This is a genomic window from Varibaculum timonense, assembly GCF_027694345.1.
GTDB classification, from domain to species: Bacteria; Actinomycetota; Actinomycetes; order Actinomycetales; family Actinomycetaceae; genus Varibaculum; species Varibaculum timonense_A.
On the sequence record NZ_JAQEVU010000004.1, the window covers coordinates 35,789 to 59,759 of the forward strand.

The window sequence follows — 23,971 nt, forward strand, 5'->3', positions numbered from 1 at the left end:
ATTTAGATATTTAAGCGAAGTTCAAATAATTGTTTAAGCACAGCCGGTGATTATCACCCTTTGGGGACTTGTGAGCGATAATAGGCGCATGAGTAAGCAAGCAAACCAATCCGATAAAGAACTATTTGCCCAGGCACGCGAGATGATTCCCGGCGGGGTAAACTCTCCCGTTCGCGCCTACGGATCCGTGGGAGGAACTCCCCATTTCATTAAAGAAGCCTTTGGCCCGTATGTGCGCGATGAAGAGGGCAATACTTTTGTGGATTTGGTGTGCTCTTGGGGGCCGGCTCTGCTGGGGCATTCTTGTCCCCAGGTGGTACAGGCAGTTCAAGATTGTGCCGTTAAAGGTTTATCTTTTGGAGCCCCTACGGTTGCGGAAACAAAACTAGCGCAAGCTATCACTGCCCGGATGCCCTCTTGCGAGCAGGTAAGAATGGTTTCTACCGGTACGGAAGCCACTATGACCGCGATTCGCTTGGCGCGGGGAGTTACCGGACGCGACCTGATTGTAAAGTTCGCGGGTTGCTATCACGGTCACTCCGATGGTCTACTTGCGGCTGCCGGTTCGGGGGTTGCAACCCAAGGGCTTCCCGGCTCGGCGGGAGTAACCGCCGCGGTAGCTAGCGAAACTATAGTTGTGCCATATAACGATTTTGATGCCCTCACCGAGACTTTCGAGCTTAAGGGCGAACAAATCGCGGCAGTTATCTGTGAGTCTTCCCCCGCCAATATGGGGGTAGTACCCCCACTACCCGGATTTAACCAGCACATTCGCGCCCTCACCAGAAAATATGGTGCGTTAATGATTACCGATGAGGTTCTCACCGGTTTTCGGGTTGGACCTAGCGGATATTGGGGATTGCAAAATGATTATTGGGTTGATTTACCAGCTAAGCTTCCTGATTTTTCCGATGAGGACGCACGCGCAGCTTGGCATATCCAACAACTTAAAAACTTAGATTTTATTCCTGATATTTTCACTTTCGGCAAGGTGATTGGGGGAGGGATGCCGCTGGCAGCTTTAGGCGGATCGCGTGAAATTATGGAACACCTTTCTCCGCTGGGACCGGTTTATCAGGCGGGTACCCTTTCGGGTAATCCTTTGGCAACCGCAGCTGGATTAAAAACTCTGGAGCTCGCCGACCACGCCGTATATGCGCGCACTGCGGCTGTAGCAGATGTGATTTCGCGTGCCATTGAACAAGAAGCTGAGCAGGCAGAGGTGGCGCTAAAAGTGAACCGTGCTGGCTCGTTGTTCTCGGTATTTTTTGGGCAACAACCCGCAGAACACGGAGTACACAATTTCGAACAGGCTAACGCGCAAGAGACTTTCCGTTACCGCGCTTTCTTCCACGCTATGGAAGAACAAAATATCGCGTTACCGCCTTCTGGTTTTGAAGCCTGGTTTGTTTCGGCCGCTCACGATGATCGGGCAGTTGGACGGATTTTATCGGCGTTACCGTCTGCTATGGAAGCCGCCCGCGATGCTGAAGATGATGACCGTTAGGTTAAGACTTTTTTATGGGCAGTTTTTAATCGAGACACCATTATCGCAGGGTGAAATTAAATAATCCCTAAACTCCATTAAATTTCTATCGCTAATCTTTAATCTTGTGCTATACTAAGAGTGTAAATATCGGTTGGGTAGGAAAGTTCCGATTAACTATGAGCCTTCTGCGTAAAGTCAGCAGTTTTGCTGCCACAGCGTTCGTGGCGGCAGCGCCGCTATGCGTTGGCTTTTATTCTGCTTCCCTCGCCCAGGCGACCACTAGCCCAACTCCCACCACTTCATCATCTGCTAAACAAGCTACGAACTTGGATGACTGGGCTAAACAGCATTGCCCAAATGGTGATCAATTAGAGAATCATTCACTCGGTAACACCCCTATCTATCTGGGGTATTCTACTGAAAAGAAATCGACTTACCTGGGGATGGCGCAATCCACGAAGTTTAACGATACCGGGATATTTATCGATCCCAGTAAAGTTCAATCTAAAGATAAACTTGCTGCTTGCGTACGTGTAAAGTCAAAACAGCAAGCAACCCCGATTAATGCCGAAATTTTCTATGGGGCTCTGTTTAAGTCTGACCCGCAAGCCTCAACCCTACTTTGGAAAACAAGTAAAATACGCAAGACTTACACGACTACTTTCGAAGTCACCAAAGCTAGTTTTTACACGAACACAGCTTCACTAAGTATTCAAAGTAAAGATATTGAAGCTGGAACGCTTGCAACTCCTTACGCTTTTCCTGCTATTAAAAGCCAAGAGGAATACTCACAGTCTTTTAGTTTCTCCGAGCCCGGCTTTTACACCCTAAGCATCAAGGCAACGACTACGAATAAATATATGCCATCTAATCAGTACGTCTCCTACCTTGATTACACTTTTATCGTTGGAAAAGAAGCGGTAATACCTTCCCAGATAGAGGACGCAGTTCGTCCTACTACTGATCCCACTACCGACCCTTCCACCGAGCCTTCTACTGACCCCAGTACAGACCCCTCGACCGACCCCTCCACGAAGCCTTCCACTGGTTCTACTGACAAGCCGGCAACTCCGGGTAACCCCGATAATCCCACAGGCACCCGAGACCCCAGCAATCCCAGTCCCGGAACTGATTCCCCGGCTCCCTCAAGCGAACCCACCTCTCCGCAACATCCTTCAAGTAATCCAGGGGGCTCAACAAATCCGGGCACAGACTCTCACCCCACTGCACCTCGCAATCCCGGTGAGGGCGGATTGCCTTCCCAATCCGGACAGAACTCCGGTAACAGGAATCTTGCCTCCTCTACTTCTGCTAGCTCCGCTAGATTACAGGGTCAAAACGGCAGACAATCCACGGGAACAGATTTAATCGCCGCGCTTTATCCGCAATCCCGTTTAGGGGCCAGCGTCCCGAACCATTCCAAAGGTTTCCCGCTTTCCCCTGGTTATGCGCCCTCGGGCTCCGGTTCTTCTAGCACCTCAAATTCACAGGAAGCTACCGACTCCCAAGCTCCCGATGCTTCTAGCGCTGATAACAATAGCAGCATCTCCAGCTTAATTAATCCTCCGAAATTCCATGCTGCCAGCGGTTCTACCGATGCCGCTGTTAAACAGTGGATTAGCAGCTCATCTCTAGCGGTCTTTGTCCTAGGTTTAGGTTCCGCCGGGTTCTTTGGAGTCGGATTAGTTATTTACTCGCGTCTACATCCTTAAATGAACAGATTTTTACGTTCACGCTGGCGCGATTACCGTTTAAAACACGAAAAAGACCAGCCCCTTGATGAAGCCATTTACATGACGATAGCTACCGGTCGCCTCGAACCGCTACTGCGCGCCCTCGCCACCTACCCGGTCTATAGCAGTGGGCAAACTATCGTAGAAAACGATTCTCAGTTTTTACTGGTGTACTCGACTCAGCTACGAGCCACCGGAACTAAAAAAGCTATCGGCGCTCTAATAAGTGAGCATCTAAAAGACCTGTCTCAAAAAGGGTTAAATCATTTGGGCGCGCGATTAAATCCTGGCGGAAAACATGAAATTACCCTAGAAGCACACAACATTTCACGCTTAAATGAACTGGTAGCAGGGATTCCCACTGAGGACGCTTTAACGGCAATCGCTTCAGAATCTTTGGAAGTAACCACCTGCTCGCCCTCGCACCAAAAACTTCTTGAAAGTATTAACTCTGCGTTGCCCCTACCTAAGGGACTGGGATTCCTTGCCTTAAGCGCCAATTTTTACGGTTTCAAGCCGGGTACTTGGCCGGTACTTTTCCTGGTTGATTCCTTAGCCATGCCCCATGAAATCCCTCCTGAACTTAGTGAAAAACTTCAGCAAGACTTCCCTCATGTGATAGCGGTAAACCCGGCGGTTGCCGACTGGCGGCGTGATTTATTTTGGGATTACCGCCATCTGCTTGCTCGCGACTAACCCCCTCTGGCGAGAACATTAACGCCGTACACCGGCAACTCTCTTAATGAGCCACGCGAACACAGCAGATAAATCAGAGTTTATAACTACGCGGCTACCAGCCTCGATACCGCAGCTAAATACCTCTGCTACTAACCTGGTTCGACCTGACTGATTGCCGCCAAGAATTGATTATTTTCCTGTCGCGAACCAATGGTAACCCGCACGCCCTCGGGAAAGCCGCGCGTTTGTATCCCCTGCGCTAAGGCAACCGCAAGTATCTGCTTACTCACCTTGCCGGGAAACCAAATAAAGTTCCCACCCGAATCTTGGATATTCCATCCCGTCTCGCGCAGGCGGCTAATTAACCGCTCACGTTCTTGAATTATCTCTTGTACCTGGCAGTGCATCTTTTCTTCGCCCGCAAGCGCCGCCACTGCACAGGCCTCAGCTACCGCGCTCAAAGCAAACGGAGTGGAAACTTTTTGGATTGCCTGAGCTATTTCCTGACTGGCTAAACCATAACCGCAACGCAGACCGGCCAGGCCGTAGGCTTTAGAAAAGGTGCGCAGCACTAACAGATTAGAAAACTCAGCGAGCAGTCGAGCCCCATCAACGTGACCTTTTAAGGTATCGAACTCAAAATAGGCCTCATCTAATACCACCAGCACCGATGGGGGAATCTCGGCTAGAAAATCCCGGACTTCTTTTTCGGTCAGGGAAGTTCCCGTTGGGTTATTGGGGCTACAAAGAATAACCGCCGCAGTATCGCCGTCCACCGCTGCTTTCATCGCATCTAGGTCGTGTCTGCCCTGAGCGGTCAAGGGAATCTGCCGCGAGGAAGCTCCAGTTATCCCCACTAGAATCGGGTAGGCCTCAAAGGAACGCCACCCGTAAACCACGTTTTTTCCGCTTTGTGCCACGGCAGTTAGAGCATTCGCGAGAACCTGGATAGAACCAGGCCCTACCACCACCTGATTGTTTGGAAGCTGATAGCGTGATGCGAGTTTTTCTACCAGACCAGCTCCGGTGGCACTGGGATAGCGATTCGCATCTTTAAGAGCCCATTGCCCAGCCTGAATTATTTGCGGTGCGGTCAAAAAGGGCAGCTCATTACTGGACAGCTTCACGGTTTTATGACCGTCGCCTTTCCCGGCAACATAGGCAGGAAGCTTAGCTAGTACCTCGCGAAATTTCACCTGGCTCATATTCTAAGTTTGCTCTTTTTTAATTCTCCTTGCGCCCTCGTCCCAGATTGTATGCCAGAATGCGTGCATAATAGGAGATATGCAGATGCGCTTTGATAACTGTTTTGATTTCGCTAAATCCGATATTGCTCTAGGTCCACTCGATGGACGCTACCGCTCGCAGGTGGCAGCGCTCACCAACTACCTGTCTGAACCGGCTCTAAACCGAGCTCGGCTACTGGTAGAGGTCGAGTGGCTGATTTTCTTAGCCGAGAACCAGATATTGACAGGGGTTACGCCTTTTAACGAGGACGAAAAACGCTACCTGAGAGAGCTAGTTGCTAGCTTTGGCAGCGAAGAGGTTAGCGAACTTAAACGCATTGAGGCGGAAACTAGACACGATGTGAAAGCGGTGGAGTATTTCCTGCAAGAGCGCTTGCGCCGGGCAGGTGAGCAGATTGCCAACACCGATTTGCCTCGCTATCTAGCGGCAGTGCACATTTTTTGCACTTCTGAAGATATTAACAACCTGTCCTACGGGATTTGCATTAAGGGCGCAGTTAGCGATGTTTGGCTTCCTCAACTGCTTAGCCTGGTAGAACAACTTGACGAGCTGGCCGGCAGCGCAGCTGATGTTCCCATGTTGGCACATACTCACGGTCAGCCTGCTACTCCGGTTACTTTAGGTAAAGAGATTGCAGTTTTTGCTCATCGTTTGCGCCGCCAGATTCGCCGGATTGAAAACACGGAATATCTGGGGAAGATAAACGGCGCTACTGGGACTTGGGCTGCTCATCAGGTCGGGATTCCCTCTGCTAACTGGCCGCTTCTTGCTAAGGCATTCGTCGAGCACCTGGGGCTACAGTGGAATCCACTTACTACCCAGATTGAGTCTCATGATTGGCAAAGTGAGCTTTATAGCGATATCAGTCGGGCAAATCGGATTATGCATAATTTGGCTACCGATTGTTGGAGCTATATTTCGATGGGTTACTTCCATCAGAACCTAGCCGGGCAAGGCTCGACCGGCTCTTCTACTATGCCCCATAAGGTAAACCCGATTCGTTTTGAGAACGCGGAAGCTAATCTAGAGATTTCATCTGCCCTACTAGAGACGTTGTCCGCGACGTTAGTTACTTCCCGTTTACAACGGGATTTAACTGATTCTTCTACTCAACGCAATATTGGGGTTGCGATTGGGCATTCTCTCCTTGCCCTAAACAACCTAGCGGGCGGGCTTCGCGGGTTGGACGTAGCTGACCAGGTTATGAAACGTGACCTCGATCAGAACTGGGAAGTTTTGGGCGAGGCCGTGCAGCAGGTAATGCGGGTAGAGGGATTAGCTGGCACTGCCGGTATGGATAACCCTTACGAGCGGTTAAAGGAACTTACTCGGGATAACCGGGTTGATGAAGCGACAATGAGAGATTTTGTGGTTTCCTTAGGTCTGTCTGAGGACGCGCAGGCACGCCTGTTGGCTCTGCGGCCCGATAATTATATTGGTTACGCTAGCGAACTGGCGGTAGGGAACATCTAATATAACAAAAACTTACCAGGTGGTAAGTAAACGAGATTTAGCTTTTCTTGCGAAAATGTCGGATTTTTAGGGATATGTTTTTAGCATTTTTCCTGGTTACAGGTGTATGTGGCGTATCTCACCTAGATTAGACAATTATCAGCTGGCTTTTTAGTGACCATGCGGTAAGATTGGGACTGTCATCATTTATTGGAGCGTTCCCACTTAAGGCTCCGCGACAGATGAGGGATTGAAAAATGAGACTTAATAACTTCGCAAAGACCCTAGTATCTGGGATGTGCGCAGCGGCACTAATTCCTGCCGGTCTCTTAGCAGCCTCAGCGGCTAACAACCTACAAGAGCAGCCAGTGGCAAACAAAGACGGCGTAACCACTTCGGTAGCTAACACTCCAAAGTTTCTGACTGGTTGCATCGGCACTGATCAGCTTGGGCACGAGAATGTAAGCATCAAGAAGCTGCCCGCTGGGAAAGATTGGTTCTTAACCATCTCTGACTCTGAAAACAGTCCCTTCGCTACCGCCGGTAGCTACAAAAATCCTAACGCTGGCGGCTATATGTACACCTTTGATGCCGCGGCGAACGCAAACTATCGTTTTATTCGAGAAGCGGTAGTAAATACCGGTTTCGGTTTAGCAGGAAGCTACCACTTTAACGACAACGTAAAGAAGACTTACGGCTGGCTTTTGGTACAACTTGATGACGAACTATACGGAGCATTAAGGGTAAACGCCGGGTGTGACTACGACTTTTCCACCGTGCTTGAAAATAACGTTTTCGACAAATACGTGGAAATCAAGAAGCTGGTTATCGACCCGACAGCGGTAAAACAAGAGTTCAATCCGCGCTTGACTCTCCACCAGTTCACCGCACCCCAAGCTGGGGACTTCAAACTTCTAGATTCTCGTCCCACCCCTCCGCCTACTACCGACCCCTCCACGGAACCATCCGATCCTAACCCTCCGGAAGTTCCCGATTCTCCGACACTGGAACCGAGTACTCCCCAGCTTTCCCCTTCACCGAAAGCACCGAGCACTCGCGATTCCCAGAGCACCCAAACTAAACCGTCTCAGAGCAGCTCCGCTGCCCAAAGTGCAGCTACTCAAAACCGCACTCAACCGGCTCCTACCCGAACCATCATTCAGACTCGGGAAAATACCCGCACGGTAACTGTGCCCGGTCCGATTCGTTATCGGGAAGCTCCCAGGAATACTTCCAGCAATACTTCATCCGGAAATAACGCAAGCAGTACGGATTCTTCTTCTACTACCTCGAACAGCACCGCGCAGCCTACTCAAGAGGGGTCTGGTAGCGTGAGTGGCTCAACTGGCAACGGGACCGCCAGTCAAGTTCAGGGAGTAGAACAACCCAAGGCAGCGCCCTCCGCGCCTGCAGCCGCCAAGACGACCAGCAATCCCAGCGTTGTTAATCGCATGGGTGGACTGGGAACAATCGCCGCGATTGCAGTACTTGGGTTAATCGGCGCAGGTGGCGCCATTGCCCTAACCAGGTCACTAATGAACGGTTAAGTCCACTGGGAACTGGCCTTAACGGCTTCTAACTGGTTAGGTACGGGGCAGGAGATTCCCTCAATCTCCTGCCCCGTATTACTATCTTCATTACCGATTCTATTTTGGGTATTAATTCGGGAAACCATTACAAAGCCCCGCTAAAGCACTACAATTCAAGCAGAGCATACCTAGAGAAAAAGAGGCTATTATGCGGTTCTTCCCAGCTAAACGACCAGGACAAAAAGCCATTGATCGCACCATCGATATTTTAGTTACCGGAATGACTTGCGATAAATGCGTAGAACGCGTCACTCGTGCTCTTAGCAATTTGGACAATGTTAAAAGAGTATCGGTGCTATTACGCAGCGACAAACCCAGCCAGGTCACAATCCTCACCGATTACGAAATTGATGATGAGTGCATCCGGGAAACCATTAAAGAAGCCGGTTACAGCGTCGTAGCTATCGAACGCAATCAATAAAGTTAAGGGACAGACCCCAACAGCGGAAACCGCCTTCTATCCCTATTTATCGGCTGTTTTTTTAGTTGCCCGAGCCTTAATAAAGCTAATCACCATCGGCAGCACGGAAATCGCCACGATGGCAATCGCAATCAGCTCCACATTATTGGCAACCAGGGGAATATCTCCCAAAAGCACCCCTGCCACCATGAAAGCCCCAATCCAAAGCGCCGCGCCTATCATGTTCCAGATTAGGAAGGTTCGGAAATGCTGTTTCCCAATCCCGGCAATAATTGGAACAAAGGTGCGCACAAAAGGCACGAAACGCGCCAGAACCAGCGCTACCCCGCCGTAGCGGCGAAAGAAATCCTCAGATTTATGCATATTTTCGGTAGATAAATAGCGGGCACCGTCTTTGAACAGGCGTCTGCCATATTTTCGACCTAACCAATAACCTACGAGATTACCGCTGATAGCCGCGACAAAAAGCACTAGGAAAGTAAGCCATTCCGGAACGGAAGGGATTCGGTTATGCAATATCCCTAAGGCAAAAATCATGGAATCGCCAGGCAATACCGGAAATAACACCCCAGATTCGATGAATACGATGAGGGCCACTGCCACCACCATCCAGCCTCCCAGCTGGGCTAAAAGAGTATTTAGCAAAAGATTGGGATCAGTTAGGTAATCGAATATCCCCGCTGTTTGTAGTGCCGCAACCATGCATCCTCCTGAGGCTAAACCTTATCTTCTTTAATTCTAAATGAGTCCTTTAACGCCCTGGTACGCCAGGCGCAGCCTTAGGGGTAAGCTCACATCTAGGTATGCACCGGTTCATTGCATACAATCAAGTCATGAGCACTTCGGGAGAGATCGTCAAGGCCTCGCTGACCCACCACATCACCCGAGTAGTTGATACAAAAAACTCACGCTTGCGACGAGTAGACGACCTAGCCCGTGCCGGGCTGTACCTAACAGCAATTATCATGGTGGTATTGCTGGCAATCTATGCCCATGCCACCACCCAAGCCGTTGCCCAAGACCTGACCAAAGTATTCGTGAACACCACCTTAGCGCAGGTTTTACTGTTGCCTTTATCGATGCTGCAGAACCTATTTATCCTGGCAACGCCGGTAGCACTGTTGATTATGCTGGCTTTTAAAGCCCAGTGGTTACGTACTTTCCAGGCCGCTTTTACCGGTATTATCGGAGCGGTAGTAGCCAGCGCTTTCACCGCCCTTATCTCCGCCCTCCCCTACGTGTTTTCTAACGCCTTAAAAGTGTGGGTGGTAGGTGGCTCAATCGTCGCGATTTCTATCCCCTCTACCGCTGTGGTCGCAATGATGAGCATGGCGGGGGAACGTCGCCGCGACCAACTGGTGCGTATCTTATGGATAATAACCTGGTCAATCCTGGTTTTGGCAGTGCTGCAAGGACGAATGACTCTGCCCTCGGCACTAATCACGGTGCTGCTGGGCACCTTCACCGGTTGCCTAGGACGCTACCTCTGGGGAGTTAGTAATCACCGCCCTACTGGACCTTCTTTGATTCGGGCATTAACCGAAGTTGGGATAACTCCGCGCCGTATTCTTCGCCTAGACACCCCCACCGAGGGGGATTTATTACAGGTAGAGGATATAGCTTTCTCCACCGAACCAGGGTTCTTAACTCCTACAGGCATTATGCAAAGGGAGCAGCTTTGCCTTGATCCGGTTTTAGAACTGAGCACCTTTGCTGGCGGTGATTTGAAAACTCATGGGGAGGCTAGCGAATCTGGAGAAAGAGTTTACTGCGTAATCTCTGATACCTCTCACCGCTACCGCATGATTGCTACCGACGGAGACTCTCGGCTTATAACCTGGATTACCGGAATCTGGAATAATCTACGTTTGCGTTCTTTCTCCAAATCTACAGCTGCCACCGTGCGGCAAAACGGGGAATACACGGCCCTAATGGGGGCAATGACCACTCGCGCTCAAATCAAAACCCGCCCTTACCACGGCCTGGCGCACTGCGGTAGCACCATGCTGAACATTTTCGAGGACGATATTGCGCTCACCCCTTTTAGCGTCCTCACCGAGTCAGATATTTCAGATTCTCAACTGCGAGCAGCCTGGCAACAGCTAGTATCTGCCCATCAAGGTGGGTTAGCCCACCGCAATATCAATTCTTCTAATCTGTGTTTAGGAGCCGATGGAGCTATATATTTCCTTAACTGGTCACAGGGAGAAGTTGCGGCTTCCAGGATGTCAATCCTGATTGACCAGGTACAGCTGCTAGTTATAACCAGCCTCGGGCTGGGAAAGGATCGGGCAGTTAGTGCCATGAAAGCAGTCCTTCCTACTTCCCAGATTCAAGCAATGGTCCCGGTTTTGCAAACCTTGGCGCTACCGCAATCAACTAGAGCTAAACTACGTAAAACTGCGCTGCTCGCTACCCTCCGCCAAGAACTATTGAGCAGCACCCGGACTAATCCCAGCGAGATTCAGCCTGCCCAACTGCGCCGATTCTCTTATTCCTCGCTAATATTTGCCTCCCTTGGCGTGGTTGCGGTGCTGGTGGTGCTAGGTTCTTTGAACTTTAAGGAAATCTATACCACCATCGCTGCCGCCAATACTTGGTGGATTATAGCCGGGGCATTTTTCTCTATTGCGATGAGCAGCGGACAAACTCTTTCTTTACAGGCAGTAACTCCCAGTCGTCTCGGTTACGGCGAACTATTTTTACTGCAAATTGCCGGCTCCTTCACCTCTTTAGTAGTACCCGCCGGAGTCGGAGTTGGCGCGTTGAACCTGCGCTATTTAACTAAGAAGAATATGAGCAATGCTCTCGCCTTAGCGACCGTTTCCTTGATGCAACTGTTCCAGTTTGTATGTACCGTAGTGCTGCTGGTGATAATGGTCATGTTTACCGGCACTTCCATGAATGTTAATCTGCCTTCTTCAACGATGGTGGTCACTGTGGTAGTGATTGTGGCGGTATTGGTGGGTGGGTTAGCTATTCCCAAAGTTCGCGGGTGTATTTGGACAAAAGTTAAACCCACTTTTCACCAGGTGTGGCCGCGCATAATCTGGATTACTTCCAGCCCAAAGAGAATGTTGCTAACCACGATCGGGGCTTTGCTGCAAACCGGTTTGCAAGTTAGTGCCTTTTACTGCGCGGTTGCTGCTTTCGGCTATCATCTTCCCATCTCGACTATCACCGTGACTTTCCTGGTATCCAATACTTTAGGTTCACTGATTCCCACTCCCGGTGGTTTAGGGCCGGTTGAAGCCGCATTAACCGCCGGTTTGCAGGTGGCAGGAGTTCCTGGCGCGACTGCGCTCTCGGGTGCACTACTTTATCGCCTCCTCACTTTTTGGCTTCGCGCCCCCCTAGGTTGGATTGCCACCCGCTACCTGCAACGGCGTGACGTTATATAAGAAAATAGCTTAAGCTAGGTATTCTTGAGGCTAAATATGAAGAGAGGAAACAGGTAAATGAGTGAACACCCCAAGTTAGGGCGCGAAAAGAAAAAACCAGCGTTAATCGCCCTCCTAGTGTTATTAGCATTGGCATTCTTAGTGCTGGTGTTTTCTATCGCCTACTATATGGGTTCCGCCAAGAACAATACGACCGCGCAAGAGTCCTCATCAGCCCCTAAAACAAGTGCCTCGACTTCCCAAGATGCCAGCGAACTTCCGCAAGGAGTCAATCAAATCACTGACGAACAGGGTAAAAAACTCATTAAGTCCTTTTACCGCTCGAATCCAAAGGATCCCCGGGCAATTGGTAACCCTAAAGCTCCGGTAACTATGGTTCAGTTTTCGGACTTTTCCTGCCCCTTGTGCTATCAATACGAATCTACAGTATTTAAGCAGTTAAAACCTTATATTGATAACGGTACTTTGCGGATTGAGTTTAATAACCTCTCGATTTTCGCTGCCCAATACCATTCCGATCTGGCAGCAACCGGAGCTATCGCTGCCTCCAAGCAAGGGAAATTTTGGCAGTTCCTAGAACAGGCAACCCAGCTGGCGACCAAGCAGGGCGGGGGACATATCAGCTGGGACGACCAGCTGGTAACCCAACTTGCCAAATCCAGTGGGGTTAGCGACCTTACGCAATTTAACAAGGATTTAAAGTCTGCGGATACTCGAAAAATAGTGGAGGACGAAAGTACGCACGCCCGCTCGGTCGGTATCAACGGTACGCCGGCATTTTTCATCAACGACTATTTTATTAGTGGCTCCCTACCGGCAGATACTTTCATTAAAACTATTGAAATCGCAGCTAAACAAGGAAACAACAAGTAATGTCTATTAACTTCACTATTGCCTATCTTGGAGGTTTAGTCACTTTTTTGGCTCCCTGTGGGGCGTTTTTATTACCGGCTTTTTTTGCGTGTGCCTTTGAAGACCGCTCTCGGCTATTGCAAAGAATCTCGGTCTTTTTCTTGGGGTTAATAGTTGCTTTGGTACCTTTGGGCTTTGCAGCCGGGGGATTGGGGGGCTGGCTACTAGCCCATTCTCACCTGGTAACTTTAATAGTCGGGGTAGTTATCCTAGCTTTAGGTATTACCCAGGTTTTAGCCCTTCCCCTACCAAAACTCCCTCTACCTAAGGCTTTAGGGGGAACTACCAAAGCTAGTGTGGCCGGGGTTTTCTTATTCGGCATTTCCTACGGGTTGGCTGGTTCTGGTTGTACCGGTCCAATCCTAGGGGCGGTACTTTCTAGTGCAACCCTAACTGGTTCTAGTTTCCGAGGGGGAGCATTGATGTTTTGCTATGCGGCAGGAATGCTAACGCCAGTGGCGCTGTTATCTCTTATTTGGGGATCGCTAACAGCTAGCCAACGCCGTTTCTTCCATCCGCGTCCTTTGAGGTTATTTGGACGGGAAACTACCTGGGGTTCCGTTATCTCAGGTGCAGTATTCATACTGGTAGGGGTATTACTACTGGTTACTGGGGGTACCAATAACCATTCTTTACTGGACGCCGGTCAGCAAATCTCCTTAGAGACCCGTATTAGTCAGGCGGTCAGCTCGCTTCCCGATTTTCTCCTGCCACTACTGCTGGTAGTAACGGTTGCCTTTATTGGGGTTTTAATTTGGTATTTACGCAGTCAGCGCTCAAATGACAGCCAAAATGCTACTGAGGCGACATCAGATAAATAGTTTTTACCTTACATTTATGCCTTTTTAACTTTGGTTTTGGCGGCAACGCTGCTTCGTGCAAAAATGGCAATTAACCTAGTAAAAAGGAGACGCGCATGGGTACGCAAAAGAAAGGAACGCATCTAGATCTTTGGCAGGATTCCTACGCTGCGCGGGCTCACAATCTGCGTGAATCTGAAATTCGTGCCCTTTTCTCGGTGGTTTCACGCCCCGAAGTTGTCTCCTTAGCGGGTGGGATGCCTAATATCCACGATTTGCCACTCGCGGAACTGGCCGAAGGCGCTAAGCAACTGGTGTTAAATCATGGTGAACAGGCAATGCAATATGGCAGTGGGCAGGGTTGGGCTCCGCTGCAAGAATCTATCACCGAGGTGATGTCCGCCGAGGGCATTAACGCCAATCCTGACAATGTAGTAATCACCACTGGCTCTCAACAAGCATTAGACCTGGTCACACAGCTTTTTATCGAGCCTGGCGACGTTATTCTTGCCGAGTCGCCCTCATATGTGGGCGCTTTAGGCGTGTTCAACGCCTACCAAGCCGACGTGCGTCATGTTGGGCTCGATGACCAGGGTTTAATACCGGAAGAGTTTGCTTCAGCCGTTGAGCAGGCACGCGGTGAGGGAAAGCGAATTAAGTATCTTTACACTATCCCGAATTTTCACAACCCCGCCGGAGTGTCAATGTCCATTCCAAGGCGAAAAGAACTAGTAGAGCTGTGTCGAAAATACGGGGTCTTAATCCTGGAGGATAATCCCTACGGTTTGCTAGGTTTTGAAGGGCAAACTATGATTCCCCTGGTAGAACTGGCACCTGACCTCGTAGTTTATCTTGGTTCGTTTTCTAAGATATTTGCTCCTGGTTTCAGAATCGGTTGGGCATATGCTCCGCCAGCGGTCCGTGACAAGCTGATAGTAGCTTCCGAGTCAGCAATTCTTTCTCCCTCAATGGTTGGGCAAATGTCTATTCATGCCTATCTGCGTGATTATGATTGGCGTGGACAAATTGACTCTTACCGACAAATGTATCGGGGACGCCGGGACGCCATGTTAGATGCCCTGGCTACCTATCTACCAGAATGCACCTGGACGGTACCTGAGGGAGGTTTCTACACTTGGCTGACTTTACCTTCAGGAATGGATTCAAAAGCTATGCTCAGCCGGGCGGTTGCCGAGTTAGTTGCCTACACTCCGGGAACTGCATTTTATGCCGATAATCAAGGGCACGAAAACTTAAGACTTTCGTTTTGTTATCCGCCTGCTGATGAGATTCGTGAGGGCGTACGTCGCCTTGCCAAAGTAGTGGAACGTGAAATTGAGCTTCTAAAGTTATTTGGTTCGCAAGAAAGGCACTAATATGACTGAGGTTAATGGCTTAAAGGTTGCGATTATTACCGGTGGTCAGCTGCAAGAGCGAGAAGTGTCCTTACGCTCGGCAAACAGAGTTGCAACTGAGCTTCGCCAATATGCCCATACGGTTAAGACCTTAGAATTAGACCATAATCTTTTAGATTACTTGCGTGAGTTCCATCCCGATGTGGCATGGCCAGTTATTCACGGACGTGAGGGCGAGGATGGCTCCTTGCAAGACCTCCTGGAGCTAGGGGGCATTCCTTATGTTGGTTCCGGTCCGAAGGGATGCAGAATTTCTTTATCAAAACCGGTTGCTAAGTCGGTCGTAGAAAAGAATGGGCTACCTACGCCCCGCTCGGTCGCCCTCCCCCAAATACTATTTCGGCAGGTGGGAGCAACTACGCTACTTGCAGAAGTTTCGACTAGGCTAGGTTTTCCTTTAATGGTTAAGCCTTCTCGAGGCGGTTCCGCTATGGGGATAACCTATGTCGAGGACGAAGATGGGCTTAGAACCGCCATGGTTAATGCTTTTGCTTACGATGATGAAGTTCTGATTGAACAGTTCGTTTCCGGGCGAGAAGTCTCAGTTTCTATCGTTGAAGAATCGGGTAAATCCCGCGCCCTACCCTCGGTAGAGATTCGCACTGACGCTGGTCGTTATGATTTTGACGCTCGCTATTTAACCGGACGTACCGAGTTTTTTGCTCCCGCTCCGCTTGAAGAAGAGCTTGATGAGCGGGTGCGTGCGCTGGCTTTACAGTGCCACCGAGTCCTTGAATTAGAAGGTTTTTCGCGGATTGACCTGATTGTCGATAATGACAATAACCCCTGGTTTATTGATGCGAACGCAGTGCCGGGTATGACTGATACCTCGCTTTGGCCACTGGCAGCGGAAGCAGATCTTGGATTTGGCAAACTAATTGATGCCGTAACTCGGGACGGTGCAGCCAGGGGCATACGTTGCTAAGAGCCATCACTACCGCTAACAGGTTCTACAATCGCTGATTTTCGCAATAGTTTACCCCTCCCTGAGGAGTTTTCTCTTAGACGATAGGACTATTACTTACGGAGATGTTTTAGCAATTGGGTAATCCGTTCTAAATCGTCTTCATCTGCATATTCAATTACCAACTTGCTGGTTTTTTTACCCGGCTTAATAAGTACCCGGGTATCGAAGATATCTCTCCAAAGACGTTGGACGTTTTCCTGTCTCTCAGAAAGCTCCACTTGAGTGCGTCTAGCACCCGTGCTAGTGCGTTTCGCACCAGCACGCACATTTCCGAGCGCTACGATTTCTTCTGTGGACCGCACCGATAAACCTTCCGCGATAATCCTTTCAGCAAGATACTCTTGTTCGGCAGGGTCACTTATCGCTAATAATGCCCTGGCGTGACCAGCGGAAATTACTCCTGCCGCCACCTTGGGTTGTACGCTAGCAGGTAGTCGCAGTAATCGCAGCGCATTAGTAATTGCTGGACGCGACTTTGATACGCGCTGAGACAGTTCCTGCTGAGTACATCCGAAGTCTTCCATCAACTGCTGGTAAGCAGCCGCTTCTTCTAGTGGGTTTAGCTGCACGCGATGCAGGTTCTCAATCAGGGCATCCAGGAGCATCTTGTTGTCGGAAGTTTCCCGAACTATAGCCGGAACTTCTTTTATTTTTGCAAGCTTAGAGGCTCTTAAACGCCGCTCACCCATAATTAATTCATAGGCATCTTTATTTACCGGGTCTTTTCTAACAACTATCGGCTGCAACAATCCGACTTCTTTAATAGAAGCCGATAATTCTGCGATTTCGTCATCGTCAAAAGTTTGCCTCGGTTGCGCACGATTGGGATTAATGGCTTCGACTGCCAGCATTTCTAACCTTGCTCCGGGTACCGGAACTAATGATGTTTCACGTGAAACATCATTAGTAGAATTTAAGCGGTCGCCATCATTCTGTTTTTTAGCGTTGTCAGAAGTGACCCGCGCTGCGCTAGACTTACCCTTTTGTGCAGTGCCCTTGGAGCTAGAAGCTCGCGATGTTTCACGTGAAACATTTTTACGAGGTTCAAGAAGTTCTCGTGCGGAACCACCTTTAGGAGAACTAGCGTGCCCCCCGAAAAAAATATCAGCCGGCCTAGAGGCAGTGTCTAAATTATGCTGTTCAGCCTGATTAACAACAGGGTCGGTTGGGATTAACGCAGATAAACCACGCCCTAAATGTTTTTTTCGTGCCATTATGATTTCACCTCACGACTAATTAATTCATACGCGGCATCTAAGTAACATTTTGCACCCTTGGAACCTGGTTGATAGGTCAAAATCGATTCCTCATGGGAAGGAGCCTCTGCTAAAGCTACATTACGAGGGATTATCGTTTTCATTACAATATCTCCGTAATAGGCTCGAACTTCTTCTAGCACACCTTTCCCCAACAACGTATTAGTGGTTACCATCGTAGGTAAAATTGCAGTAAAGCGCAGCTTTGGATTTAGCCGAATAACCAGCATATCAATGGTTTTGGTAAGTTGCGTAAGACCTTCTAATGCCAAATACTCAGCTTGGAGGGGAACCAAAACCTCATGAGCGGCCACAAGAGAATTAACCGTCATAATCCCCAGGGAAGGAGGAGAATCAATAAAGATGTAATCAAAATACTCTCCGCTGCTGAGCAAAGCATTTACTGCCTCTGAGAGAATTTGTTGAAAATTAGTTCTCGCATTTAGCTCGAGTTCAATACCAGCCATATCCATTGATGCGGGAACAACCCACAGACCGGGGATTCTCTGATTCTCTACCATTACTTCCCGTAAGGGTACGCCCTCGGTCATAACCTCATACAGTGAAGCCTGATCATATGAAAGATTTCTAAAACCCAGCGTAGAAGAGGCATTACCTTGTTGATCGGCATCGATAACCAAAACCCTTAGTCCGCCCAAGGCGATAGCTGCCGCTAGATTAACAACCGTTGTAGTTTTGCCAACCCCACCTTTTTGATTAGCCACCGCAATTACTCGAGTAGCTTGTGGGGCAGGTAGCTTTTCCACAGCTTGCCTATTTGCTTCCCGCTGTCCCGTAACAACGCCCGATGAAAAACTCTCTTGACCGCTTATAGCTTGCTCAACCATCTCGGCATCAGCCAAACGATGTTTACTCATTATGCCTCCAATATAAAAGCGGTATTTTAAAAATTGCGGAGTCTAGGCGCGTTTAGTTGCCATAATGATTCGCGTAACGGAATCATCCATTAAAGACGATACCTGTTCAATATGAGCAGCCTCTAGTTTAGCTTGAACCAGTGCCTCGCGCGCATTAGCTAGCTCTTCAGGAGCGCGTTCACCTTTAATGGCAAGCATTATCCCACCCGGAGCAACCAATTTACCCGAAATCCGTACCAGTTTATTTAAGTTGGCAACCGCGCGGGAAGTAACTGCGGAAAACTGCTGATCAGCTGGTAGGTCTTGACTACGAGAACGCAAAACTTCCACGTTTTGCAAATCCAGTTCCTCTTTTACCTCTTCTAACCACTCTGCGCGTCTACCAAGGGGTTCAATAAGATAAAACTGCAAGTCAGGACGCATAATTGCCAAAACTATTCCCGGTAAGCCTGCACCCGAACCTACATCGGCAATCGTGGCATTTTTCCCAATCGGCAAAAACTTCTCAGCTGCACCGCAGTTTAAAAGATGTCGTGACCAAAGCCGAGGAAGTTCGCGCGGACCTAGTAGACCGCGTAACTGACCCTGCTCGATGAGCATCTGCGAATAGCTAAGCATTAAGGGAAAAGAAGTACCGAAAAAATCGGCAACAGCTTGTCCCGGTTGCTCAACCAGGGGAAGCGTTTCTAATGCCATGACTTAAATCTGTTAAATCAGGAACTCACCACATCAATCTGGTGCAGCAGGGCGCTATTCAGCTTCCTGCGGACCGGAAGCATCAGGATAGATTACTACTGCCCGGTTGGGAGCCTGCCCTTGCGAGCCTGAATACACGCCCTCTTCAGCAGCAACATCATGACAAACTTTACGTTCGAACGGATTCATCGGCTCCAGGCGAACCGGCTCCCCACTGGTCTTTGCTTTCGTGATTGCCTCTTCTGCAATCGCCCGCAACTCTTGTTTACGTGTCTGGCGAAAGCCGGCAATATCTAGCATCAAACGTGAATGTTCCCCAGTCTTTTGAGAAACCGCCAATCGGGTTAAATCCTGGAGAGCCTCCAAAACTTCGCCCTCATTTCCCACTAGTCGCTGTAAATCTCCCAAATCCTGGGCATCAGCCACAATATCTACGCTGGCGCGGTCATGCTCAACATCAATTTCTAAATCGCCGCCCAAATCAGCGATATCTAGCAGCTCTTCTAAATAGTCGGCCGCAATATCGCCCTCTTCTTCTAGAGCTGCTACCCGTTCTGATGACTGTTCTTCGCTCATGTCACAAATCCTCCATGCCTATTAGCATCGATACTATCGGTTCTGGTTACCTTTTTTACCTGCGTTATTATTTCGCCGTGCCTGTCGGCGTTTCGCTTTTTCTTCCTCACTAAGCTGACCGGCAGCCCGCCGCCGTTTAGCCTGCGCATCACGCTGCGCCCTCGTTAGCCTCTTGGGTTGTGCTTGCGCATTCCTAACCCCTGGTTGCATCCCAGCTTGTTGGCGAGCCTGCTTTTGCAAAGCCGCCATCATCTTTGATTGTTTAACTGGTTTCTTTGGCTTTTCTTCTAGCTCAAGATCTTGAGCCTTCTTGTGTAAATGGTCTTGGGTTTCTTTATGGAGGGCGAGACCTTCACGTAATTTCTCGCCGTTTTCTATCCCGCTAAAGGGGTCATCTTCACCCTTGCGGGTGGCTTTTACCTCCAGACGCAGAGCTTTAGCCACGTCCTCGCCACTGAGTCCCAAATCCATTAGCTTTTGGTTGTATTCCGCTAAAGTCTCTTCTTTGAAGCTATCGTATTTGGCCTGATGCCTGCGCATTTGCGCATCGTGAGCCGTTGAACCGGGGGTGGGCAGATAATACATTACAAAAATCTGCTGAATAAAGCTGACCACCATCGTAACTACCAGGTAGACCAACACCCCAATCTGGACGATAAAACCGAACCAAGCAGTCATCAAGGGCATCAAATACACCATCATTTTCATCATCCGCATTTGTTGCGCATTTGAGGTGTTCATATTGTGCTTCATATTGATGAACTGCTGGAAGAACATTAATCCTGCGTAAAGCAAAACGGATACAATAATCAGGATTTTGGTAGTCGTTGGGTTAGAAGCACTATTAGAAAATGTATCTGATAAATAGACCCCAAAAACGGTAGATTTATCCATCTCGGCAGCAAGAGTAGAATCAAAACCCCCAATATGCGCCCCTGGTTTGGATGCAATTAGGGGCATTTGCCAAAGGACCCGATACAGGGCGGCCAAAATCGGCAACTGAATAAGCAGAGGGAAACAAGATGCCATCGGATTAACGCCGTATTGCTTGTAAAGATTCATGGTTTCCTGGCTCATCTGCTGCTTAGAAACCTGGTCGTTACGACCTTTGTATTTTCCTTGAATCTTCTTTATTTCCGGTTGGATAGCACTCATGCCCCGCGTGGACTTAATCTGTTTAATAAACAGCGGGATAATCAAAAGTCTTACAAAAATAGTGAGCACCACAATTGACAAAACCCAGGTAATTCCCGGTCCTTCCGGCAGACCTAGCGTAGTTAGTCCTCGGTGGATACCAACTAATACCCAGGCGGTAACCCATTTAAATGGAAATAAAACTGTGTCATACCACCCGCCCGAGGTGGGTTCGGTAGATGCCGCTAGCAGCTGTGCACTTAGCATCATGGATTTGCTCCTTTACTATTTTCCCCTGCTTATTTGGAGTCCACTATCGATTTTTGCCCAATGAGCTTGAAGTTCGCTTAAAGACATTTGATGATAGGGAGCGCTCTTCCATTCTCCCTTTTGGGGAGGATAATCCACCCCTCCGTTAGATAGCGGATTACACCGAATAAGTCTCCACGCTGACAGCAGACTTCCTTTGAAAGCGCCGTGAATGTTAATTGCGGAAAGCGCATAGGTACTGCAAGTGGGATAGTACTTGCAGCGAGGAGGGAAAAGGGGCGAAAGGCGGCGTCGATAAAGGTTTATCGCCGCAATGATTGCCCTTTTCGCAAGTTTTCCACTCACTGCTTACCTTTCGCCTGCGCCCTAGCCAATGCCTGCTCTACCGCGCTAGTGAGCTGACGAAAAGAGGCGGTCTTAGCTTTTTCCCGGGCGCGAATCACCGTGACAGTACCTTCCCCAAAATTTTGCAGACGCATAGCGCAAACCGCCCGAAGTCGCCTTTTAACCAGGTTACGATCAACTGCTCGAGGTAAAGACTTTTTCGATACCACAAAACCGACTAGGGGATTACCTTCACCTGATGGTGCAGGTAAATGATGTACCACCACAGTCTTGTTACCCGCGCTGTATCCGCGTCGAAAGACTTTAGAGAAATCGGCTGACTTTTTCAGGCGATTTGCCCGCGGCAACATGCCCTAAGCCGTAAGTTCCTTGCGCCCTTTGCGACGACGACTAGCGATAATAGCGCGCCCTGCACGGGTACTCATACGCGCCCGAAAACCATGTTTTTTGGCTCGGCGACGGTTATTCGGCTGAAAAGTCCGCTTTGTCACTGTAGTTCTCCTGAGTGTTATTTATTTACCGAAAATGATTCCGATATTTTATTTTCCAGTTTCATTTCACCTGGATTAGACAACATATGCAAGCCTACGCATAGCGCTTTGCCAGGTCAAATAGTTATTCAGTGGTTATAACCACTAATTTCTAATCACAGGTTTGCAAAGCTGTGGAACTTGAAAAAACTACAAAGATGTAAGATGTTAATTTTCTATTATTGCCAAGTTTCAAATTTTTGCAGTTTATGCACGCAGGAAGCTATTTTCATCGTTAAACTACAACCACGTAAGTTATCCACAATATTTTCCCCAGATTGGGGATAACCTAGTTTTTGCCCTACAATCATCAATAACCCCACAGTTGGGGATTCCTCACTGCTTTTATTAGGAATTTTGGAGAAATCAATGTCCAGTTCGCTACAGACACTCTGGCAAGATGCGATAAGACAACTAAAAGAAAATCCACAAGTCGGGCAAGCAGACTTGGCGTTCCTAAGAATGTCTACCCCTTTGACCACTTACGAAAACACCATCGTAATCGCGACCCCTAATGAATACTCGAAGTCCGTCCTCGAAAACCGACTGGGTTCTTTTTTACGGAAGGCTCTGTCTACCAGCACTTCCCGTGAAGTTATCTTGGCAATCTCTGTAGATCCTTCCCTAGATCAAGGAGAAACTGTTAGCCCTAATAATGAACAAGAAATCGCTCCTGCCCCGCAAAATTTCGAAACCACTGCACAAGAAAAAATTCCGCCCGCTAAACCTAAAAAACCTTTTGAAAGTCGCCTGAACTCGAAATATACCTTCGAATCATTCGTAATCGGTGGTTCAAATCGTTTTGCCCACGCTGCAGCTATCGCAGTTGCCGAAGCCCCCGCTAAAGCCTATAACCCGCTTTTTGTCTATGGCGGATCAGGTCTAGGCAAAACCCACCTACTACATGCAATCGGAAACTACGCTCTAAACCTCTATCCTCATATCAAGGTGCGTTACGTTAATTCCGAAGAGTTCACTAACGATTTCATTAATTCAGTTTCCGAGGGTAAAGCCCACGAGTTTCAACGCCGTTACCGCAATATCGATATTCTAATGATTGACGATATTCAGTTCTTGCAGGGTAAAGAACAAACCATTGAAGAGTTTTTCCATACTTTCAACTCGCTCCATAATGACAATAAGCAGGTAGTTATTACCTCCGATGTTCCTCCCAAAAAACTTGAAGGATTTGAAGAACGCCTGCGTTCTCGCTTCGAGTGGGGACTTTTAACCGATGTCCAGCCTCCTGACTTAGAAACTAGAATCGCTATTTTGCGTAATAAAATTCGTCAAGAGGAGGTGGAGGCACCCTCGGAGGTATTGGCCTATATAGCCTCCCGTTTTACTATCAATATTCGTGAGCTTGAGGGAGCTTTACTGCGGGTTAGTGCTTTCGCCTCTTTAACAAAGCAACCTTTAAGCTTGCAGCTTGCGGAAATGGTATTAAAAGATATTGTTTCTGACCCTAATGATCAAGAGATTACCCCCGCCCTAATCAAGGCACAAACCGCTGGATATTTTGAAACCACCGTTAATGATTTATGTTCGCCCTCACGTTCGCGTTCGCTTACCGAGGCTCGTCAAATCGCAATGTATCTTTGCCGAGAACTAACCGAACTGTCGCTTCCTCAAATCGGAAAAGAGTTTGGAGGACGCGATCACACTACGGTTATGCATGCAAATAAGAAAATCACCCAGATGATGAAATCTAAGCCCCAGATTTTTGATCACGTTAATGAGCTGACAAATCAGATACGGCAAGCAGCACGACATTCTAAGTGATTTATCTAATAAAACAGCTCTATATCCTAGTATTTATAAAGAAGACATAAGAATTATTTTAAGTTAATTTTAGATTCCTGCTACCAGCGAAACTACAAAAATGTAGTTCTCATGAACACAGGTTAAACCGTGTTTCTCCACAGCTGTTAATAACCCTGTGTATATCTGGGGATTGCAAGTGACAAATTGTGTATATTTTTCGGCGAAACTGCTTTCCAGACCGAATAATCCTCAACTAATCCCCAGACATCCCCACAAACATTCACAGCAATAAACATAAATTAACCTGGGATTTTATCCTTCAATCCCACCAATGCTAGGTAGTGATGATAACGATAAACAATAAAAAATCTATGTATAAACAACCCGCCAAAATTTAAGTGCTGCCCAAAACAGAAA

At 48.5% G+C, this 23,971-nt stretch carries 22 protein-coding genes; 12 read left to right on the top strand and 10 right to left on the bottom strand.

What is annotated here, in order from left to right:
* Positions 1 to 88 precede the first annotated feature (88 nt).
* From hemL to PG728_RS04190, 3 genes are all read left to right on the top strand, one after another.
* Complete coding sequence (gene hemL, locus PG728_RS04180) at positions 89 to 1,507, top strand: glutamate-1-semialdehyde 2,1-aminomutase (protein WP_270626004.1); 1,419 nt, start codon at positions 89 to 91, stop codon at positions 1,505 to 1,507.
* Positions 1,508 to 1,665: 158 nt separating this feature from the next.
* A complete protein-coding gene (locus tag PG728_RS04185) occupies positions 1,666 to 3,201 on the top strand; it encodes a hypothetical protein (RefSeq protein ID WP_270626005.1) in 1,536 nt (511 codons plus the stop codon).
* Positions 3,202 to 3,918, top strand: coding sequence for a hypothetical protein (locus PG728_RS04190; RefSeq protein WP_270626006.1), 717 nt, complete (start codon positions 3,202 to 3,204; stop codon positions 3,916 to 3,918). It abuts the gene before it with no gap.
* A gap of 131 nt (positions 3,919 to 4,049) precedes the next feature.
* On the opposite strand, the gene hisC is transcribed toward PG728_RS04190, so the two are convergent.
* Entirely contained in the window at positions 4,050 to 5,105 is a 1,056-nt protein-coding gene (gene hisC / locus PG728_RS04195) for a histidinol-phosphate transaminase (RefSeq protein ID WP_270626007.1), read from the bottom strand.
* A gap of 85 nt (positions 5,106 to 5,190) precedes the next feature.
* Here hisC and purB point away from each other — a divergent pair, with 85 nt between their 5' ends.
* The 3 genes from purB (at position 5,191) to PG728_RS04210 (ending at position 8,610) form a co-directional block, all read left to right on the top strand.
* Complete coding sequence (gene purB / locus PG728_RS04200) at positions 5,191 to 6,621, top strand: adenylosuccinate lyase (RefSeq protein WP_270626008.1); 1,431 nt, start codon at positions 5,191 to 5,193, stop codon at positions 6,619 to 6,621.
* 236 nt (positions 6,622 to 6,857) lie between these two features.
* Positions 6,858 to 8,147, top strand: coding sequence for a hypothetical protein (locus tag PG728_RS04205; protein ID WP_270626009.1), 1,290 nt, complete (start codon positions 6,858 to 6,860; stop codon positions 8,145 to 8,147).
* A 190-nt stretch (positions 8,148 to 8,337) separates the two neighbouring features.
* Positions 8,338 to 8,610 (top strand): heavy-metal-associated domain-containing protein, encoded by a 273-nt coding sequence (locus PG728_RS04210; protein WP_270626010.1) that lies wholly within the window; start codon positions 8,338 to 8,340, stop codon positions 8,608 to 8,610.
* A gap of 42 nt (positions 8,611 to 8,652) precedes the next feature.
* On the opposite strand, the gene PG728_RS04215 is transcribed toward PG728_RS04210, so the two are convergent.
* Entirely contained in the window at positions 8,653 to 9,312 is a 660-nt protein-coding gene (locus tag PG728_RS04215; RefSeq protein ID WP_270626011.1) for a DedA family protein, read from the bottom strand.
* Between the two features lie 131 nt (positions 9,313 to 9,443).
* On the opposite strand from PG728_RS04215, the gene PG728_RS04220 reads away from it, so the two are divergent.
* The 5 genes from PG728_RS04220 (at position 9,444) to PG728_RS04240 (ending at position 16,063) form a co-directional block, all read left to right on the top strand.
* Positions 9,444 to 12,011 carry a lysylphosphatidylglycerol synthase transmembrane domain-containing protein gene (locus PG728_RS04220; RefSeq protein ID WP_270626012.1) on the top strand — a complete coding sequence of 856 codons (2,568 nt, stop codon included), beginning with the start codon at positions 9,444 to 9,446 and terminating at the stop codon, positions 12,009 to 12,011.
* Between the two features lie 57 nt (positions 12,012 to 12,068).
* On the top strand, positions 12,069 to 12,884 hold the full coding sequence (locus PG728_RS04225) for a DsbA family protein (RefSeq protein ID WP_270626013.1): 816 nt from the start codon (positions 12,069 to 12,071) through the stop codon (positions 12,882 to 12,884).
* Entirely contained in the window at positions 12,884 to 13,744 is an 861-nt protein-coding gene (locus PG728_RS04230; RefSeq protein ID WP_270626014.1) for a cytochrome c biogenesis CcdA family protein, read from the top strand. The genes PG728_RS04225 and PG728_RS04230 overlap by 1 nt, the downstream gene beginning before the upstream one ends.
* 95 nt (positions 13,745 to 13,839) lie before the next feature.
* Complete coding sequence (locus PG728_RS04235) at positions 13,840 to 15,099, top strand: aminotransferase-like domain-containing protein (protein WP_270626015.1); 1,260 nt, start codon at positions 13,840 to 13,842, stop codon at positions 15,097 to 15,099.
* Position 15,100: 1 nt separating this feature from the next.
* The gene (locus tag PG728_RS04240; RefSeq protein WP_270626016.1) at positions 15,101 to 16,063 is read left to right on the top strand and encodes a D-alanine--D-alanine ligase family protein; all 963 of its coding nucleotides are present in this window, start codon (positions 15,101 to 15,103) and stop codon (positions 16,061 to 16,063) included.
* 92 nt (positions 16,064 to 16,155) lie between these two features.
* Here the strand turns inward: PG728_RS04240 and PG728_RS04245 are convergent, their stop codons facing one another.
* From PG728_RS04245 to rpmH, 8 genes are read right to left on the bottom strand one after another with little or no spacing between them, the layout of a single operon-like run.
* Entirely contained in the window at positions 16,156 to 17,319 is a 1,164-nt protein-coding gene (locus PG728_RS04245; RefSeq protein ID WP_270626017.1) for a ParB/RepB/Spo0J family partition protein, read from the bottom strand.
* A complete protein-coding gene (locus PG728_RS04250; protein ID WP_270626018.1) occupies positions 17,319 to 18,239 on the bottom strand; it encodes a ParA family protein in 921 nt (306 codons plus the stop codon). Before PG728_RS04250 ends, PG728_RS04245 begins: the two co-directional genes overlap by 1 nt.
* Positions 18,240 to 18,281: 42 nt before the next feature.
* Positions 18,282 to 18,935: a 16S rRNA (guanine(527)-N(7))-methyltransferase RsmG gene (gene rsmG / locus PG728_RS04255; protein ID WP_270626019.1), complete on the bottom strand. Its 654-nt coding sequence runs from the start codon at positions 18,933 to 18,935 to the stop codon at positions 18,282 to 18,284.
* Positions 18,936 to 18,989: 54 nt separating this feature from the next.
* Entirely contained in the window at positions 18,990 to 19,511 is a 522-nt protein-coding gene (locus PG728_RS04260; RefSeq protein WP_270626020.1) for a Jag family protein, read from the bottom strand.
* Positions 19,512 to 19,544: 33 nt separating this feature from the next.
* A complete protein-coding gene (gene yidC, locus PG728_RS04265; RefSeq protein WP_270626021.1) occupies positions 19,545 to 20,915 on the bottom strand; it encodes a membrane protein insertase YidC in 1,371 nt (456 codons plus the stop codon).
* Between the two features lie 15 nt (positions 20,916 to 20,930).
* The gene (gene yidD, locus PG728_RS04270; RefSeq protein WP_072510462.1) at positions 20,931 to 21,260 is read right to left on the bottom strand and encodes a membrane protein insertion efficiency factor YidD; all 330 of its coding nucleotides are present in this window, start codon (positions 21,258 to 21,260) and stop codon (positions 20,931 to 20,933) included.
* A complete protein-coding gene (rnpA, locus tag PG728_RS04275; RefSeq protein ID WP_270626022.1) occupies positions 21,257 to 21,610 on the bottom strand; it encodes a ribonuclease P protein component in 354 nt (117 codons plus the stop codon). Before rnpA ends, yidD begins: the two co-directional genes overlap by 4 nt.
* A gap of 3 nt (positions 21,611 to 21,613) precedes the next feature.
* The gene (gene rpmH / locus PG728_RS04280) at positions 21,614 to 21,751 is read right to left on the bottom strand and encodes a 50S ribosomal protein L34 (protein WP_072510464.1); all 138 of its coding nucleotides are present in this window, start codon (positions 21,749 to 21,751) and stop codon (positions 21,614 to 21,616) included.
* A 408-nt stretch (positions 21,752 to 22,159) separates the two neighbouring features.
* Between rpmH and dnaA the strand changes: the two genes are divergently transcribed.
* Positions 22,160 to 23,572 carry a chromosomal replication initiator protein DnaA gene (gene dnaA / locus PG728_RS04285; RefSeq protein WP_072510465.1) on the top strand — a complete coding sequence of 471 codons (1,413 nt, stop codon included), beginning with the start codon at positions 22,160 to 22,162 and terminating at the stop codon, positions 23,570 to 23,572.
* The last annotated feature ends 399 nt before the right edge of the window (positions 23,573 to 23,971 follow it).